Origin of the sequence: Nocardioides pollutisoli, from assembly GCF_040045055.1 — a bacterium.
Classification (GTDB): Bacteria; Actinomycetota; Actinomycetes; order Propionibacteriales; family Nocardioidaceae; genus Nocardioides; species Nocardioides tweenelious.
In genome coordinates this window covers 1862128-1878449 of the sequence record NZ_JBDZDU010000001.1, presented here as the reverse complement: position 1 = coordinate 1878449, position 16322 = coordinate 1862128, and the positions used below count along the sequence as shown (strand labels likewise).

At 72.8% G+C, this 16322-nt stretch carries 13 protein-coding genes; 8 read left to right on the top strand and 5 right to left on the bottom strand.

The window, feature by feature from the left end; all coding sequences use genetic code 11:
* Positions 1-29: 29 nt before the first annotated feature.
* Together ABLE68_RS09125 and ABLE68_RS09120 are read right to left on the bottom strand one after the other, a co-directional pair.
* Positions 30-938 carry a diacylglycerol/lipid kinase family protein gene (locus ABLE68_RS09125; protein ID WP_348871002.1) on the bottom strand — a complete coding sequence of 303 codons (909 nt, stop codon included), beginning with the start codon at positions 936-938 and terminating at the stop codon, positions 30-32.
* Positions 935-2503, bottom strand: coding sequence for an FAD-binding oxidoreductase (locus tag ABLE68_RS09120; RefSeq protein WP_348871001.1), 1569 nt, complete (start codon positions 2501-2503; stop codon positions 935-937). Before ABLE68_RS09120 ends, ABLE68_RS09125 begins: the two co-directional genes overlap by 4 nt.
* A gap of 17 nt (positions 2504-2520) precedes the next feature.
* Between ABLE68_RS09120 and ABLE68_RS09115 the strand changes: the two genes are divergently transcribed.
* From ABLE68_RS09115 to ABLE68_RS09090, 6 genes are all read left to right on the top strand, one after another.
* Positions 2521-3111: a TetR/AcrR family transcriptional regulator gene (locus ABLE68_RS09115; RefSeq protein WP_348871000.1), complete on the top strand. Its 591-nt coding sequence runs from the start codon at positions 2521-2523 to the stop codon at positions 3109-3111.
* A complete protein-coding gene (locus ABLE68_RS09110; RefSeq protein ID WP_348870999.1) occupies positions 3108-4670 on the top strand; it encodes a glycerol-3-phosphate dehydrogenase/oxidase in 1563 nt (520 codons plus the stop codon). Before ABLE68_RS09115 ends, ABLE68_RS09110 begins: the two co-directional genes overlap by 4 nt.
* 22 nt (positions 4671-4692) lie before the next feature.
* Positions 4693-5652, top strand: a complete 960-nt coding sequence (locus tag ABLE68_RS09105) for a sigma-70 family RNA polymerase sigma factor (protein WP_348870998.1) — start codon at positions 4693-4695, stop codon at positions 5650-5652.
* Entirely contained in the window at positions 5649-6209 is a 561-nt protein-coding gene (locus ABLE68_RS09100) for a maleylpyruvate isomerase family mycothiol-dependent enzyme (RefSeq protein ID WP_348870997.1), read from the top strand. Before ABLE68_RS09105 ends, ABLE68_RS09100 begins: the two co-directional genes overlap by 4 nt.
* A 67-nt stretch (positions 6210-6276) precedes the next feature.
* Positions 6277-7269, top strand: a complete 993-nt coding sequence (locus ABLE68_RS09095; RefSeq protein ID WP_348870996.1) for a LuxR C-terminal-related transcriptional regulator — start codon at positions 6277-6279, stop codon at positions 7267-7269.
* Positions 7270-7290: 21 nt separating this feature from the next.
* The gene (locus ABLE68_RS09090) at positions 7291-8526 is read left to right on the top strand and encodes a low temperature requirement protein A (protein WP_348870995.1); all 1236 of its coding nucleotides are present in this window, start codon (positions 7291-7293) and stop codon (positions 8524-8526) included.
* 19 nt (positions 8527-8545) lie between these two features.
* Here ABLE68_RS09090 and ABLE68_RS09085 read toward each other — a convergent pair whose 3' ends face one another.
* A complete protein-coding gene (locus ABLE68_RS09085) occupies positions 8546-9517 on the bottom strand; it encodes a DUF2332 domain-containing protein (protein WP_348870994.1) in 972 nt (323 codons plus the stop codon).
* Between the two features lie 53 nt (positions 9518-9570).
* Here ABLE68_RS09085 and ABLE68_RS09080 point away from each other — a divergent pair, with 53 nt between their 5' ends.
* Positions 9571-10551 (top strand): hypothetical protein, encoded by a 981-nt coding sequence (locus ABLE68_RS09080; RefSeq protein ID WP_348870993.1) that lies wholly within the window; start codon positions 9571-9573, stop codon positions 10549-10551.
* Here ABLE68_RS09080 and ABLE68_RS09075 read toward each other — a convergent pair.
* Positions 10537-11994 (bottom strand): NAD-dependent succinate-semialdehyde dehydrogenase, encoded by a 1458-nt coding sequence (locus ABLE68_RS09075; RefSeq protein ID WP_348870992.1) that lies wholly within the window; start codon positions 11992-11994, stop codon positions 10537-10539. The genes ABLE68_RS09080 and ABLE68_RS09075 overlap by 15 nt on opposite strands.
* 331 nt (positions 11995-12325) lie before the next feature.
* Between ABLE68_RS09075 and ABLE68_RS09070 the strand changes: the two genes are divergently transcribed.
* Positions 12326-14425, top strand: a complete 2100-nt coding sequence (locus tag ABLE68_RS09070) for an elongation factor G-like protein EF-G2 (RefSeq protein ID WP_348870991.1) — start codon at positions 12326-12328, stop codon at positions 14423-14425.
* Here ABLE68_RS09070 and ABLE68_RS09065 read toward each other — a convergent pair.
* Positions 14422-16314, bottom strand: a complete 1893-nt coding sequence (locus ABLE68_RS09065) for a penicillin-binding transpeptidase domain-containing protein (RefSeq protein ID WP_348870990.1) — start codon at positions 16312-16314, stop codon at positions 14422-14424. The genes ABLE68_RS09070 and ABLE68_RS09065 overlap by 4 nt on opposite strands.
* Positions 16315-16322: the final 8 nt, after the last annotated feature.

The following is a 16322-nucleotide window of genomic DNA, read 5'->3' as shown; positions in this document are numbered from 1 at the left end:
GTCTCGATTGAAGCTACGGAAGTCTCGACTCAACACAGGACGGCCAGCGCGCCGGGGACGACCTCGACCACGGCGGGCGAGGCGTCGAGGGTGGGCAGCGTGCCGAGCGGCTCACCGTCACCGCCGACCGAGATGCCGGCGCGTGAGGTGCCGCGCACCTCGACCCGCGTGCCGGACAGGACCGTCACCTCGTCGAGGTGGACGTGCCCGCCGTCGTAGACCTTCGGCAGCGACCGCATCAGTGCGAGCCGCCCGGCGGCCTCGATGACGACCACGTCGAGGATGCCGTCCTCGACGGAGGCTGGCGGCGCGATCTGCATGCCGCTGCCGTAGTAGGCCGAGTTGGCCACCACGACCGTCGCGGCGGCGTACGACCGCTCCTCGCCGTCGACGGAGACCCGGTAGTCGCCGGGCTGGTACGTCGCGAGCGAGCGCAGCGCGGCGTAGGGGTACTGCAGCCGGCGCGGCAGCCAGGTCGCGCGGTCGACGATCTCGGCAGCCCGGGCGTCGACCCCGGCGTAGACCGAGCCGGCGACCAGGCGACGTGGCGAGGCGAGGCCGGAGACGGCGAGCAGGTCGACGCGCCGTACGTCGGCCTCGAGCAGGACTCGCGCCTGACCGGCGGGGTCGTCGGGCAGGCCGAGCATCCGGGCGAAGTCGTTGCCGCGGCCGGCGGGCACCACGCCGAGAGTCCCGTCGCGCTCGGAGACCAGCCCCGCGAGCGACGACAGCATCCCGTCGCCGCCGACCGACACGATGACGTCGCCGCGGGCGATCGCCTCGTCCACCAGCTCGACCATCGCGTGCGGGCCGGGCGAGTAGGTGACGTCGACGGTCGCGCCGGCGTCCCGCAGGATCCGCGCGACCGGGACGACGGCACCGGGTGCGGCACCGCCGCCGGAGGTCGGGTTGACGAGGAAGGAGAACGAGCGAGTCACGGGATCAGCACCCCCGGGTTGAGGACGCCGGTCGGGTCGAGGTCGGCCTTGACCGCGCGCAGGACCGAGACGCCGAGCGGCCCGATCTCCTGGGCGAGCCACGGCTTGTGGTCGGTGCCGACCGCGTGGTGGTGGGTGATGGTCGCACCCGCGGCGATCATCGCGTCGCTCGCGGCGGTCTTGGCGACCTGCCACTGGGCGAGCGGGTCGTCGGTCTCCTTCGCGGCGACGGTGAAGTAGAGCGAGCAGCCGGTCTCGTAGACGTGCGAGATGTGGCAGAGCACGATCGACGGCTGCCCGAGCGACGCCTCCAGCGCGGCCTTCACGTCGGTGTAGAGCCGGTCGCGGTTGGACCAGAAGGTCGCCGTCTCGAGCGTCTCGACCAGCACCCCGACATCGAGCATCGAGTCACGGAGGTACGGCGCATCGAAGCGACCGTGCGCCCACTTCTCGCCGGCCGCCTCCCCGGTGCTGGTCCCGCCGAGTCCCTCGAGCAGCGCAGCGACCGCCGCACGCTTGGCGTCGACCGCGTCGGGCTCGCCCTCGAAGCCGGTGATCATCAGGCACCCTGCGCTGCCCTCGCCGCCGATGGCGCCCGGGTCTGCCAGGTTGATCGAGGTCTCGGCCTCGTCGGAGAGCCGGAGCACGGTCGGCAGCAGGCCGGACTGGGCGAGGGTGCGCATCGCGTCGGCACCGTCGGCGAACGACGCCCAGCGCCACCCCTCGTAGCGCTTCACCGCGGGCAGCTTGCGCACCCGCACCGTGACCGAGGTGATCACGCCGAAGGCGCCCTCGGAGCCGAGGAAGACCTGGCGCAGGTCGGGGCCCGCGGCGTTCGACGGCGCGGAGCCGAGGTCGATCCGACCGCGCGGCGTCGCCACGGTCATCGCGACGACCAGCGCGTCGAAGCGGCCGAATCCGGCGCTCGACTGGCCGCTGGAGCGGGTGGCGGCGAAGCCGCCGATCGAGGCGTACTCGAACGACTGCGGGTAGTGGCCCAGGGTCAGTCCCTCGGCGGCCAGCAGTGCCTCGGCCTCGGGGCCGCGCAGCCCGGGCTCGAGGGTCGCCGTCATCGACACGTGGTCGACCGCGAGCAGCTGCTTCATCCGGACCAGGTCGAGGCTGAGGACCCCGGCGAAGCCCTCGCGCCGGGCGACCAGGCCGCCGGTGACCGACGTACCGCCACCGAACGGGACCACCGCGAGGTGGTGCTCGACCGCGAGCGCGATCAGGGCCGCGACCTCGTCGTGGGTCGCCGGTCGTACCACTGCGTCGGGCGCGTCCTCGAGGTCGCCCGAGCGCGCGCGGAGCAGGTCGGGGGTGGACTTCCCGCGGGTCCGCAGTCGTCGGGTGTCGTCGTCGGTGTGCACGTGGTCGGCGCCGACGACCGCGGCGAGGGCGTCGAGCACACCGGCATCGAGCGACGACGGACGCAGTGCGGGCGGCTCGACCGCGGGGCGGTCGTCGACGCCGAACACCATCTCCACCAGGCCGCGGGCCTCGGCGGGAAGGGACTGGGCGCGGGCCGGGTCGCCCCAACGGGAGGGATGCATCTCTGGCGTCATGCGTTACACTGTGACACATGACGTCACTTCGTCACAACACCGAACCTCGGGACACCTATCTCGACGCCGCACGCGACTGCATCCTCGACGTCGGCTGGCGGCGTACGACGCTCACCGAGGTGGCCCGTCGTGCCGGGGTCTCCCGGATGACGATCTACCGCACCTGGTCGGACATGCCGCAGCTGCTCTCCGACCTGATGACCCGCGAGTGGGGCGGCGTCGTCGCCGACGCCCTCGCCGACGAGGACCCCGACACCTCGACCGTCGAGCGCCTGGTCGGCGACATCGTCGGCACGGTCCAGCGACTGCGCGAGAACGAGCTGTTCATCCGGATCGTCGACCTCGACCCGGAGCTGATCCTCCCCTACCTCTTCTCCCGTCGCGGCCGCTCGCAGGACGCCATCTTGGAGCTGACCGTCAACGCTCTCACCGAGGCGCAGGCCGCCGGCGAGGTCCGCCAGGGCAACCCGGTGCTGATGGCGCGCTCCATGCTGCTCGCCGCCCACGGCTTCGTCCTGTCCGCGCACACGATGGTCGACGACGCGGTCTCGCTCGACGAGCTCGACGGCGAGCTCCGGCTCGCCCTGACCCGAGGACTGCTGCCATGAGCGCCCCGACCCCCACCCGCAGCACCCCCAGCACCCGCATCACCCCCGGCCTCGCCGGCGCGCCGACCGACGTCGACGTGGTCGTCATCGGCCTCGGCATCACCGGGGTCGGGGTCGCCCTCGACGCGGTCAGCCGCGGCCTGTCGGTCCTCGCCGTCGACGCCCACGACCTCGCCTTCGGCACCTCGCGCTGGTCCTCCAAGTTGGTGCACGGCGGCCTGCGCTACCTCGCGAAGTTCCAGTTCGGCGTCGCCCACGAGAGCGCCGTCGAGCGCGGGATCCTCATGGAGCGCACCGCGCCCCACCTCACGCACGCGATCCCGATGCTGATCCCGCTCGGCTCGGTCACCAGCCGTCGCCTGGCGATCCTCACGGGTGCCGGCCTCCTGGGAGGCGACGTCCTTCGCCGAGCAGCGCGCACCCCCTCGGACGTCCTGCCGCGACCCCGACGCGTCTCCACCGTCGAGGCGCTCCAGCTCGCCCCGCTCCGGGTGGCCGGGCTGCGTGGCGGGCTCATCACCTGGGACGGACAGCTCGAGGACGACGCCCGGCTGGTCACCAACGTCGCGCGCACCGCAGCGTCGTACGGCGCCCACGTCCGCACCCGCGCGCGGGTCCTGGCCGCGACCGGCACCTCCGTCGAGCTGCGCGACGAGCTCACCGGCGCGACGTCGGTCGTCACCGCGCGCACGGTGGTCAACGCCACCGGTGTGTGGGCCGGGTCGCTGGTTCCCGAGGTGACCCTGCGACCCAGCCGCGGCACCCACCTGGTCCTGCGCGGGTCGAGCATCCCCGGCCTCCGCACGTCGGTCTTCGCCCCGATCCCCGGCACCACCGGCCGCTTCATCAACGTGCTGCCGCAGCCCGACGGCACCATCTACATCGGGCTCACCGACGAACCCGTCGACGACGAGATCCCCGACGTGCCCGAGCCGTCGGAGCCCGAGATCGGGTTCCTCCTCGACGTGGCCTCGGCGGCCTTCGCCCGACCCCTGCACCGCAGCGACGTGATCGGTGCGTACGCCGGGCTGCGGCCGCTGCTCTCGTCGGGCGACGAGGGGGCGACGTCGGACCTGTCCCGCCGGCACGCGGTGCTGACCAGCGAGACGGGTGTCATCACGGTCGTCGGCGGCAAGCTGACGACCTACCGGCAGATGGCCGAGGACGCGGTCGACGCCGCCGTCGCCCACGCGGGGCTGACGGCTGCGGCGTGCCGCACCCGCGACCTGCCGCTGCTGGGCGCCGCGTCGCGCGAGCGGCTGGCCGAGCTGGAGGACCCGGCCCGGCTGGTGCGCCGCTTCGGGACCGACGCCGCGCTCGTCCTGGACAACGCGCGCACGGTCAGCGGCCTGAGCGACGAGGAGCTGCTCGCGCCGATCGCGGAGACGGTCCCGGTGACCCTCGCCGAGCTGATCTTCGGGGTGACCCACGAGGGCGCTGCCGACGTCGACGACCTGCTCGACCGGCGCACCCGGGTCGGGCTGATCGCGGCCGACCGGGCGCTCGCCGTACCCGCCGCCGAGCGGGCGATGAGTTTGGCGGTCGACTCCGGTCGGTAGTCCCATGCAGACTGGAGCGGCCATGGCCACCACCACTGAGCTCGACGACTTCCCCGCACTCACCGAGCGCTACCAGCGTGAGCTGCTGGCGCACTGCTACCGGATGTCCGGATCCGTGCACGAGGCGGAAGACCTCGTGCAGGAGACGTTCCTGCGGGCGTGGAAGGCATCGGCAGCGTTCGAGGGGCGGTCCTCGGTCCGCACCTGGCTCTACCGGATCGCCACCAACGTCTGCCTGACCAACCTCGAGAACCGACCCCGGCGGCCGCTGCCCGCAGGGCTCGGCACGGCCGACGCCATGGCCGGCGACGCCCTCGAGCTCGACCACGAGATCGCCTGGCTCGAGCCGGTGCCCGACGCCGCGGTCGTCGTCGCCGAGCGCGAGACCATCCGGCTCGCGTTCATCGCCGCGCTCCAGCACCTGCCGGCCCGCCAGCGGGCGGTGCTGATCCTGCGCGACGTGCTCCGGTGGTCGGCGGCCGAGGTGGCGGAGGCGCTCGACACGTCCGCGGCGGCGGTCAACTCCGCGCTCCAGCGCGCCCACGCCCAGCTCGCCGAGCGCGGCCTCACCCCCGACACGGTCGAGCCCGACCTCACCGCCGCCCAGCAGCAGATGCTCGAGCGCTACGTCGACGCCTTCTGGCGCAAGGACGTCACGTCGATCGTCGGGATGCTGACCGCCGAGGCGACGTGGGACATGCCGCCGTTCACGAGCTGGTACCGCGGCAAGGAGGCGATCAGCTGGTTGATCGGCACCGAGTGCCCCGGCGGCTCCCACGACATGCCGATGGTCGCGACCTGGGCGAACGGTCAGCCGGCGTACGGCCTCTACCTGCGTACGCCGGAGGGCGACTTCAAGCCCTTCCAGCTGCAGGTCCTCGAGCTCGACGGCGACCGGGTCCGCCACGTGACGGCCTTCTTCGACACCACGCTCTTCGCGACGTTCGGCCTGCCCGCGGGCCTACCCGACGACCGCACGTGACCCAGACGCTGAGCAGCTCCGTCGACCTCCTCGACCGGGCTCTCGACTACACGCGCGAACGGCTGGGCTCGGTCCGCGGCGGCCTGCTCGACCGGCCGACGCCGTGCGCCGACTGGTCCCTCGCGGAGCTGCTCGCCCACATGGAGGACTCGCTCGACGCGTTCACCGAGGCCGCCGGTGGTGCGGTCGCGGTGCACCTCACCACGACGGCCGAGGGCCGAGTCGCCGCCCTGCAGGACAAGGCGTGTGCGCTCCTCGGCGTGTGGAGCCGGACCGGTCCGGGCGACGTCCTCGTCGGAGGCCTCGACCTCGGCAGCACGGTGCTCGTCGCGACCGCGGCGCTCGAGATCACCGTGCACGGCTGGGACGTCGGGCAGGCCACCGCCGACCGCTCTCCGATCCCCGCGACGCTCGCGCGCGAGCTGCTGCCGGTCGCCCGCGCGATGGTGGCGGAGTCCGACCGCGGCCTCCGCTTCGCACATCCCCTGGCGGTCGCACCGTCCGCGTCGTACGACGTCGAGCTGCTGGCGTTCCTCGGCCGGACCGAGCGGACCTGACTGGTCCACCGACGGCAATCGGTGGCATTCGCCTCGGCCGGGGTGCGCCCGTTCCTAGGCTCCACGGGTGCCCCCCTCCCCGGTGCTCAGCATCGACCCCTCTCGCGAGCTGCTCGCGGGCGCCTTCACCGCCGCGCGCGCCGGACGGGTCCGGGTGGCGCTGGCCGATCTCGACCGCGTCCGTGCCGGCTCGACGGACGCCCTGTCCGAGCTCGACCGAGCGGCACTGCTGACCACCTCGATCGACTGCCGGCTCGCGCGCGGCGAGCTCGCCGAGGCGCTCTCGCTGGGCGAGCAGCTCGGCCGCCACCTCGATGCTGCCGGCCTGGTCGGTGCGACCGCGCACTACGGACGGGGCGAGCTGTCCGCGGCGAGCGGCGAGGACGACCTGGCCGCCGCGCACTTCTCCCGGATCTCCCGGCTCGTGCACGGACCGGACGACGACCCGGACCTGCTGCCCTGGCGCGCGGCGGCCGCGCTCTCCGCCGTCCGGTGCGGCCACCGCGCCGAGGGCACCGTGCTGGCCCGGGAGCACCTCGCGCTCGCGCGGTCGGCAGGGACGGCGTACTCGATCGCGATCGGGCTGCGCGCGCTGGCCACCGTGGACCCGCACGCCGACCGGAGCGCGTTGCTCCGCGAGGCGCACGACGTCCTCGACGGTGTCCGGGCGGCCCGCCTGGCCGCGCAGATCGAGACCGACCTCGCCGGGCTCCTGCTCCTGGGCGCGGATCCCGCGTCGGCCGACGAGGCGCTCGCCCTGCTCCGGCACGCGGAGCAGTACGCGTCCGCCGAGGACCTGTGGCCGCTGCAGGGGCGGATCCGTCGGCTGCTGGCCCGGATTGGCCAGTCCGCCCGGCCGATGCAGGGCGAGGCGCTCGCGGTGCTGACCGCGGCCGAGCAGAAGGTCGCCCGGCTGGCGGCGGGCGGTCTGACCAACCGTCAGGTGGCCGGCGAGCTGGCGGTGAGCGTGAAGGCGGTCGAGTGGCACCTCTCCCACGTCTACCGCAAGCTCGGGATCGCGTCGCGAGCCGGGCTGGCCGCGACGCTCGGCCTCGCCTGAGCTCCGCTCTAGGCTGACGCCATGCCGGAGCGGATCACCCATGCCGTCATCAGGATGTCCGGGCGCGACCCGCACGAGGACAGCCGCGCGTCGACACCGCTGGAGCTGCTGTTCGACCTGACCTTCGTGATCGCGTTCGGCGCGGCCGCCACCGAGCTCGCGCACTTCCTCGCCGCCGACCACGTCGCCGACGGGGTCCTCGGGTTCGCGTTCGCGACGTTCGCGGTGTCCTGGGCGTGGATCAACTTCACCTGGTTCGCATCGGCGTACGACACCGACGACTGGATCTACCGGCTGACCACGATGGTCCAGATGATCGGCGTGATCATCCTGGCCCTCGGGCTGCCCGACATGTTCGAGTCGCTGCTCCACGACGACCACATCGACAACCGGGTGATGGTGCTCGGCTACGTCGTGATGCGGGTGCCGATGATCTTCCAGTGGCTGCGCGCCGGCCGCCAGGACCCGGACCGGGCGGAGATCAGCCGGTTCTTCGTCGGCGGCCTGGTCGTCTCGCAGACCGCCTGGGTGGTGCTCGCCCTGGTCGAGACCACCATCTCCGTCTTCCTGGTGTGCGCGGTGCTGCTGATCCTGCTCGAGTCCGCCACCCCGTGGCTGGCCGAGCGTCGTCACGAGGGCGGCACCCCGTGGCACCCGCACCACATCGCCGAGCGCTACGGCCTGATGGTGATCATCGCCCTCGGCGAGGGGCTGATCGGCACCGTCGCCACCCTGTCGGCGATCCTCAGCGAGGAGGGGTGGACGATCGACGTCGCGGTGCTCGGGCTGGCCGGCGTCGGGGTGACCTTCGGGATGTGGTGGACCTACTTCGTGATGCCGAGCGGCGACCTGCTGCACGCCCACCGCGAGCGCAGCTTCGCGTGGAGCTACGGCCACATCCCGTTCTTCGGCGCGCTGGTCGCCGTCGGCGCCGGGCTGCACGCCGCGGCGTACCGGCTCGAGGGCCACTCCCTCCTCAGCGACACCGCGACCGTCGTGGCGGTCGCCGTGCCGCTCGCGATCTACGTCGTGTTCTCGTTCCTGGTCTACGGGATCCTCACGCGCACCCTCGACCCGTTCCACCTGCTGCTGATCCTGCTGTCCGCCGCCGTGCTCGTCGCGGGAGTGGCGATGGTCGCGGCCGGGGCCCCACTGGTCTGGTCGCTGCTCGTCGTCGCGGTGACCCCGTGGGTCACGGTGGTCGGCTACGAGACCGTCGGCCACCGGCACAACGAGGAGATCCTCGCGTCCCTGTAGGTCTGGGTGCGCCGCTCGGTCACGAGTGCCACTGAAGCCAGCGACCGTGCCCGTGCGTCCACGCCACCGAGCGGCCGTCGACGCCGAGCACGAAGCCGCGCAGGTCCGCCGGCAGCTCCGGCCCGGTGGCCGTGACCCGCGGCAGCACCCGCGGCCCCTCGTTGCTGACCCAGTGGCACGCCCCGTCGGCGACCAGCGACGCCATCAGGTCGTGGAAACGCTCGCGGTCCTCGTCGACCAGGTAGGCGATCACCGCACTGTGGAACACCACGACCGTGCCGTACGCCGACGCCTGCTCGACCAGGGCCGGCAGCTCCTCGAGCAGGTTGCCGCGCACGATGGCGGGCGGGTCCGTGCGCGCGACCTCGATCGCCCGGCGGAGCTGGTCGCGACGGTCGTCCTGCTCGGGCCACACCAGGGTGGAGAGCCAGGCCATCTGGTCGTCGTCGGTCACGTCGAGCGGGTTGAGGTCGATGCCGCCGCGCCACGCGACCTCCGGGACCGCGGCCGGCAGCGGCGCCGGGCCGGTGACCGTGGTGCTGAGGAGCGGTCCCGAGCCGGCGCCCCACGAGTAGGAGTAGCGGTCCGGGAAGAGGTTGAGTCCCGCGCTCGCACCGACCTCGATCAGCGCGAGCGGACACGGCGACACCTGCGCGAAGGCCGGCACCAGGGTCGCCAGCCGGCCGACCTCGTTGGTCTGGGTCGCCCGCGCGAGGATGGTGCGCCGGATGCTCCCGTCGTCGCCGAGCAGCCCGCGCCGGAGGCCGTCGTACGGGCCGGGGGCGGGTACGCCGTGCCAGCGTGCGGCTGCGAAGACCAGGTTGGGCTGCCGCTTGTTGCCGGGCAGCCCGGCCAGCCAGGCGAGCACGTCCGGATCGGCGGCGACCCCGCGTGCCCACGCGGCGAAGCACGGTGATTCATCGCCCGCGTCGGCGGCGAACTCGGCGTACTGCCGCGCGGAGTCGGCATAGGGATCCACGGTGCCTCCCACCAGTGCGGAGATTCCTGTCCGGCCGGGGTGCCGGATAGGGGACCATTCTCCGCATGAGGACCTCTGGGGGGAGAGGGGCGGGTTCCGTCCTGGCGATCTGCCTGCCTGCCCTCCTGGTCCTCTCGCTGGCCGGCTGCACCGAGGAGGCCGACCGGGCGCACGTCCTGCAGACCCACATCGGCCGGATCGAGCACGTCGACAGCGTCGACGTCACGACGGCCAGCCGCGATCGCGGGACCGTCATCGCCGTCCGCTTCGACGCCGGAGCGGTCGACCGGGCGCCGGCGCTGACCACACTGATCGCCGACGTCGACGCGGCCGTGGACGACGAGGGCTACTCGACCTACCGGCTCGACCTGACGCCCGACAGCGGTGCCGCGAAGCTGGTCGTCGACGACTCGTTCGCGGGTCGCGACGACGAGACTGCCGTCCTGACCAACTGGTACGCCGTCCGCGACGCGCTGCTCGGCGACCTGGAGTACGTCGTGGTGCCCGGCGTCGAGACCATCACCGTCGACTCGGGTGGCGCGATCGCCCACGACGTCAGCGAGGCTGGCCACCTCCACTACGGCAGCGCCGGCACCACCTGGACCTTCGTCAACGCCGACACGTCCTTCACCGTCGCCGGCGCGGTCGGCTTCGACGACAGCTCGCTCTTCCAGGACGTCCAGCGCAGCGTGTCCTCGGAGAGCCTGCAGGCGTCGGCACCCGGCTGGCGGCTGGACCGTCGCGACGGGCACGTCCGCCTCGACCTCGACGTCGAGTTCGACGGCCAGCCGGTGCCGCCCGCCGAGCTCACGATCGCGCGGTACGGCGCCGACGTGTCCGCGCTGGCCCGGGCGGCGATCGGTGCCGCGAGGGTGGCCGGGCTCCCGGTGTGGCTGGACCTGCACAACGACGACGGCAGTGGTGCCTTCGACGACGACTTCGCGTCCTGGGTGACCGGGCAGGCCCCGGCCAAGGGCCGGGACCCGCTCGACCGCGGGTGGGACGTCTGGCTGGCCGGCCTCGCGAAGGCGTCAGCCGGCGGGTAGCGCGACGTACGTCGTCTCGAGGTACTCCTCGATGCCCTCGAAGCCGCCCTCGCGACCGAAGCCGCTCTGCTTCACGCCGCCGAACGGCGCCGCCGGGTTGGAGATCAGACCGGTGTTGATGCCGATCATCCCGAACTCCAGCGACTCCGCGAGCCGGATGGTCCGGTTCAGGTCGCGCGTGTAGGCGTAGGAGGCCAGGCCGTACTCGGTGTCGTTGGCCTGGCGGATCGCGTCCTCCTCGGACTCGAACGTCGTGATCGGTGCGACGGGGCCGAAGATCTCCTCGGTGTTGATCGCGGAGTCGCTCGGCACGTCGAGCAGCACGGTCGGCTGGTAGAAGTAGCCGGGACCGTCGACGGCGGAGCCACCGACGACCACCGTCGCGCCGTCGTGGACGGCGTCGGTGACGAGCTGGCTGACCGACTCGATCGCCTTCTCGTCGATCAGCGGGCCGACGTCGACGCCGTCGTCCTGGCCGCGGCCCAGGGCCAACGCCCCCATCCGCTTGCCGAGCTTCTCGCCGAACTCCTGGGCGACCGAGCTGTGCACGAGGAAGCGGTTGGCGGCGGTGCACGCCTCGCCCATGTTGCGCATCTTGGCGACCATCGCGCCGTCGACCGCAGCGTCGACATCGGCGTCCTCGAAGACGAGGAACGGTGCGTTGCCGCCGAGCTCCATGCTCAGCCGCTGGAGCTGGTCGGCCGACTGGCGGACCAGCACCTTGCCGACCCCCGTCGAGCCGGTGAAGCTGACCTTGCGGAGCCGGTCGTCGCCCTGCAGCGCCTGGCTGAACTCGCTGGTGTGGCTGGTGGTCACGATGTTGAGCACGCCGTCGGGCAGACCCGCCTCGGCGAGCAGCGCCGCGAGGGCGAGCATCGTCAGCGGGGTCTGGCTGGCGGGCTTGACCACCATGGTGCAGCCGGCCGCGATGGCGGGCCCGATCTTGCGGGTGCCCATCGCGAGCGGGAAGTTCCACGGGGTGATGAAGAGGCAGGGGCCGACCGGCTTCTTGATGGTCAGCAGCCGGCTGCCGCCGGCGGGTGCCTGCATCCAGCGACCGTGGATGCGGACGGCCTCCTCGGAGTACCAGCGGAAGAACTCCGCGCCGTACCCGACCTCGCCGCGCGCCTCGGCGATGGTCTTGCCCATCTCCAGGCTCATGAGTTGGGCGAACTGGTCAGCGCGGTCGGTGATCAGGCCGAACGCCGTACGCAGGATCTCCCCGCGCTCGCGCGGCGGGGTCGTGGCCCAGGCGGCCTGCGCGGCGACGGCCGCGTCGAGTGCGTCGACGGCATCAGCGACCGAGCCGTCGGCGACGTCGGTCAGCACCGACCCGTCCGCCGGGTCGATCACGTCGAGCCGCTTGCCACCCTCCGCCTCGCGCCAGGTGCCACCGATGAAGAGGCCCCGCTGGTCGGGGCCGAGAAGGTCGAGTCCGTTCATGCCGACAGCCTTGCACTCGATCACCTTCCGGCAAATCGCAGACAGGGACTTGGACGGCGTGACACCCTGGAAGCGTCGACTCGGAGGGAGCACCTTGAGGTCGACACGAACCCCTTGCTGACCCCATGCAGCGAGGGGTTCACCCTTGGTCGGCCGACCCGGATCACCCCCTCGTGTCCGGGGCGCGGCCGCCGGACGTGGGTGGGGGCCGTGGCATCGCCGCGGCCCCCACCTGTGTCTTCACCGGGTGCCTTCCGACCCTTGCGCACCGGCGCGAGGAGGAGTTGTGTCGGTCTCGCGGGACAGCGCGGTCCCGGCTGGAGGTCGGACGATGGCGGACAAGGGTGGCTCGCGGAGAGCGTCGGGACACAATCTGGGGGCGAGCAGCCCGGACCGGATCAGGAACGTCGTGCTCGTCGGCCCAGCAGGCTCCGGCAAGACCACCCTGATCGAGACCCTGCTCGCCGCCTCGGGCGCCATCAGCCGCGCCGGATCGGTGCGCGACGGCACCACCGTCTGCGACCACGAGGAGTCCGAGCACGCGCACGGGCGCACCATCTCGCTGGCGGTCGCTCCGCTGGTGCACGCCGGCACCAAGGTGAACCTGGTCGACACCCCGGGGTACGCCGACTTCGTGGGCGAGCTGCGCGCCGGGCTGCGCGCCGCCGACTGCGCCCTCTTCGTCGTCGCCGCCAACGAGGGGATCGACGACGCCACCCGGTCGCTGTGGCGCGAGTGCGCAGCGGTCGGCATGCCCCGGGCGGTCGTCGTCACCAAGCTCGACCAGGCCCGCGCCGACTACGACGGCCTGCTCCGCCAGGCCCAGGCGTCCTTCGGCGACCGGGTGCTGCCGCTCTACGTGCCGGTCCGCCAGGGGACGGAGGTGGTCGGGCTCGTCGGTCTGCTCGCTCCAGGCGCCGAGGCGGATGCGACCGGCCTCCGTGGGGACCTGATCGAGGCGGTGATCGAGGAGTCCGAGGACGAGACCCTGATGGACCGCTACGTGGGCGGCGAGGAGAGCGCCGAGGACGTGCTCGTCGACGACCTGGAGCGGGCGGTGGCGCGAGCGTCGTTCCACCCCGTCGTACCCGTCTGCTCGGTGACCGGCATCGGCTGCGCCGAGCTGCTCGACCTCGCGGTCCGCGGCTTCCCGTCGCCGGCCGAGCACCCCTCGCCCGACGTCTTCCTGCCCTCGGGAGCGGCCGCACCGCCGATCGGCACCGACCCCGACGGCCCGCTGGTGGCCGAGGTCGTGAAGACCACCAGCGACCCCTACCTCGGCCGGCTCAGCCTGGTGCGGGTCTTCTCGGGGACGCTGGTGCCGGACCAGCCGGTCCACGTCTCGGGCCACTTCACCGCCTTCTTCGGCGCGGGTGGCGGCCACCCCGACCACGACGAGGACGAGCGGGTGGGTGCGCTGGCGCACGCCTTCGGCCGCGCCCAGTCACCGGCCGACCGGGTGGTCGCCGGTGACCTGTGCACGATCGGCCGGCTGACCCGCGCCGAGACCGGTGACACGCTCTCCTCGGTCGACGACCCGCGCGTGCTGCGGCCATGGTCGATGCCCGAGCCGCTGCTGCCGGTCGCGATCGTCGCCCGCAGCAAGGCCGACGAGGACAAGCTGTCGCAGGCGCTCGGACGGCTCGCCGCCGAGGACCCGTCGCTGCGGATCGCCAACAACGCCGAGACCCACCAGCTCGTGCTCTGGTGCATGGGCGAGTCCCACGCCGAGGTCACCCTCGAGCGGCTCACCGACCGCTACGGCGTCCACGTCGACACGGTGCCGTTCGTCGTCTCCCTGCGCGAGACCTTCGCCGATCGGGCGACCGGCCTGGGCCGCCACGTGAAGCAGTCCGGCGGGCACGGGCAGTACGCCGTCTGCCACCTCGAGGTCGAGCCGCTGCCGGAGGGCGCCGGCTTCGAGTTCGTCGACAAGGTGGTGGGCGGGTCGGTGCCCCGTCAGTACGTCCCGAGCGTCGAGAAGGGCGTCCGGGCCCAGATGGAGCGCGGCGTACGCCACGGACACCCGGTCGTCGACCTGCGCGTCACCCTGGTCGACGGCAAGGCGCACAGCGTCGACTCGTCCGACATGGCCTTCCAGGCCGCCGGCGCCCTCGCGCTGCGGGAGGCCGCGGCCGCCGCGACGATCACCGTGCTCGAGCCGTACGACGCGGTCACGGTCGTGATCCCGGACGAGCTGATCGGCACCGTGATGAGCGACCTGTCGTCGCGCCGGGCTCGGGTGCTCGGCACCGACAAGGTCGGCGAGGACCGGACCCAGGTGCTGGCCGAGGTCCCCCAGACCGAGCTGGTCCGCTACGCCATCGACCTGCGCTCCTCGACCCACGGGGCCGGCGTCTTCACCCGGTCCTTCGCGCACTACGAGGCGATGCCCGAAGAGGTCGCCCGCTCGGTGCTGGCCGACGCCTAGCCCGCCTGAGCCGCCCGCAGGAACTGCTCCAGGATCGGGCCGGCGGTGCCGGAGCCGGAGGCGCCCTCGTCGACGAAGACGGCGACGGCCAGGTCACCCTGGGCGGCGACCATCCACGCATGGGTGAGGGTCTTGCCGTTCTTCTCGAACTCCGCGGTGCCGGTCTTGGCGATCGCCGGCGGGCCGGGCAGGTCGAGGAGCCCGCGGCCGCTGCCGGAGGTGACCACGCCCCGCAGCATCGACTTCAGCGCGGCGTCCTCCGCGTCCGTCAGCGGTGTCGCCTCGTCGGGCACGGAGACGTCGACCGTCTTCACGAGCTGCGGGACCACCGTGTGACCGGCCTGGATCGAGGCCATCACCGTGGCCATCGCCATCGGCGAGGCGAGCACGGTGCCCTGGCCGATCATGTCGGCCGCCGCACCCGTCTCGGACTCCGGCGGCGGCACGCTGCCGAAGTAGGCCGGGAACCCGAGGTCGTGGTCGATCCCGAGCCCGAGCGTCGCCGCCGCGCTCGCCAGGTCCCCGTCGCTGAGCTTGTCGGTCTGCGAGATGAAGGCGGTGTTGCAGGAGTTGGCGACGGCGGTGCGCAGCGGGATGTTGCCGAGGGCAGTGCTCGGGTAGTCGTCGTAGTTCTCGAAGTCGCGCCCGTCGACGTCCACGGTCCGGGTGCACGGTACGACGGTGTCCGGCGTCAGCCCCGCGCGCAGCAACGCCAGGCTGCTGACGGTCTTGAAGGTCGACCCGGGCGCGAACTGACCGTAGGTCGCGTCGTTGTAGCCGTCGGTGCCCGGTCCGTTGGCCGCGACCAGGATCGCCCCTGTCGACGGCCTGATCGCCACCAGCGCGCTGGCCGGCCGGACGGTGGCGAGCGCGTTCTCGGCGGCGGTCTGCAGCCGCTCGTCCATGGTCAGCCGGAGCGCCGTCCCCGGCCTGGTGTCCACCCGGAAGACCTCACGCTCCTGCCCGTCACTGGAGACCGCGTTGACCACCGCGCCGTCGACGCCCTGCAGCTGGTCGTCGTAGCGCGCCTGCAGTCCGGAGAGTCCGGCCTCGTCGCCGGGTTGGTACTTGTCCGGGTCCTTCTTGACCATCTCCGCCGTCACCGGTCCGACCGTGCCGAGGATGGGTGCGGCGAACCCGCGGGTGGGCGCGAGCGGCAGGTTGTCAGGGATCGCGAGCGCGCCCGGGATGTCGTCGTAGCCCTGCGCCACGGAGACGGGCACGTCGTCCTTGCGGAAGACGATCGCCTCGACGAACGCCTTGTCCCCCGCCGCCTCGACCTGCTTGGCGTACGGCGCGGCGTCGACGTCGACCAGCGCGGCCAGCCGGCGGGCCGACTCCCCCGCCTTGTCGGCCGAGACCTGCGAGCGGTCGATCCCGAACCGGACGACGGGCCGCAGCGTCACCAGCGCCAGGCCGTCCGCTCCCATGATCGGCCCGCGAGCGCCGGCGACCGGGGTGACGTCGAGGACGGTGCCCGGTCCGAGGGTCGGCTCGACGAGCTTGCGCGACCACGCCACCTGCCACGCGTCGTCGGCCTTGGTCAGCTCGGCGTCGGTCGTGTAGGTCCACTCGCGTCCCCCGACGGGCCAGGTCCAGGTGAGCGTGGTGGTCGCCGTGTCACCGTCCTCCTCGACGTCGCCCGCCTCGACGGTGGGGTGGACGTCGGACCCCATGCCCGCGACGACCTTCGCGTACTCCGGCGTCACGGTCTCCGGGGTGTCGTCGGTGAAGGCGACGTCGCTGAAGTCACCCGTGCCGAACGCCGTCGCCAGGCCCTGCGCGGCTTCGTCGGGGTCGGGTCCGGTGACCTTCTCCGCCGAGTCGCAGGCGCTCAGCACCGCGATCGGGAGGACCAGAGCGGCGGCCAGGGAGACGAGTCGGCGCATGCCCCTGG

What these genes read in the sequence shown, in the direction of transcription:
- ABLE68_RS09070 (WP_348870991.1), top strand. Translation starts at nt 12,326, where the DNA reads ATGGCGGACAAGGGTGGCTCGCGGAGAGCGTCGGGACACAATCTGGGG.
- ABLE68_RS09080 (WP_348870993.1), top strand. Translation starts at nt 9,571, where the DNA reads ATGAGGACCTCTGGGGGGAGAGGGGCGGGTTCCGTCCTGGCGATCTGC.
- ABLE68_RS09105 (WP_348870998.1), top strand. Translation starts at nt 4,693, where the DNA reads ATGGCCACCACCACTGAGCTCGACGACTTCCCCGCACTCACCGAGCGC.
- ABLE68_RS09090 (WP_348870995.1), top strand. Translation starts at nt 7,291, where the DNA reads ATGCCGGAGCGGATCACCCATGCCGTCATCAGGATGTCCGGGCGCGAC.
- ABLE68_RS09065 (WP_348870990.1), bottom strand. Translation starts at nt 16,314, where the DNA reads ATGCGCCGACTCGTCTCCCTGGCCGCCGCTCTGGTCCTCCCGATCGCG.
- ABLE68_RS09115 (WP_348871000.1), top strand. Translation starts at nt 2,521, where the DNA reads ATGACGTCACTTCGTCACAACACCGAACCTCGGGACACCTATCTCGAC.
- ABLE68_RS09110 (WP_348870999.1), top strand. Translation starts at nt 3,108, where the DNA reads ATGAGCGCCCCGACCCCCACCCGCAGCACCCCCAGCACCCGCATCACC.
- ABLE68_RS09075 (WP_348870992.1), bottom strand. Translation starts at nt 11,994, where the DNA reads ATGAACGGACTCGACCTTCTCGGCCCCGACCAGCGGGGCCTCTTCATC.
- ABLE68_RS09120 (WP_348871001.1), bottom strand. Translation starts at nt 2,503, where the DNA reads ATGACGCCAGAGATGCATCCCTCCCGTTGGGGCGACCCGGCCCGCGCC.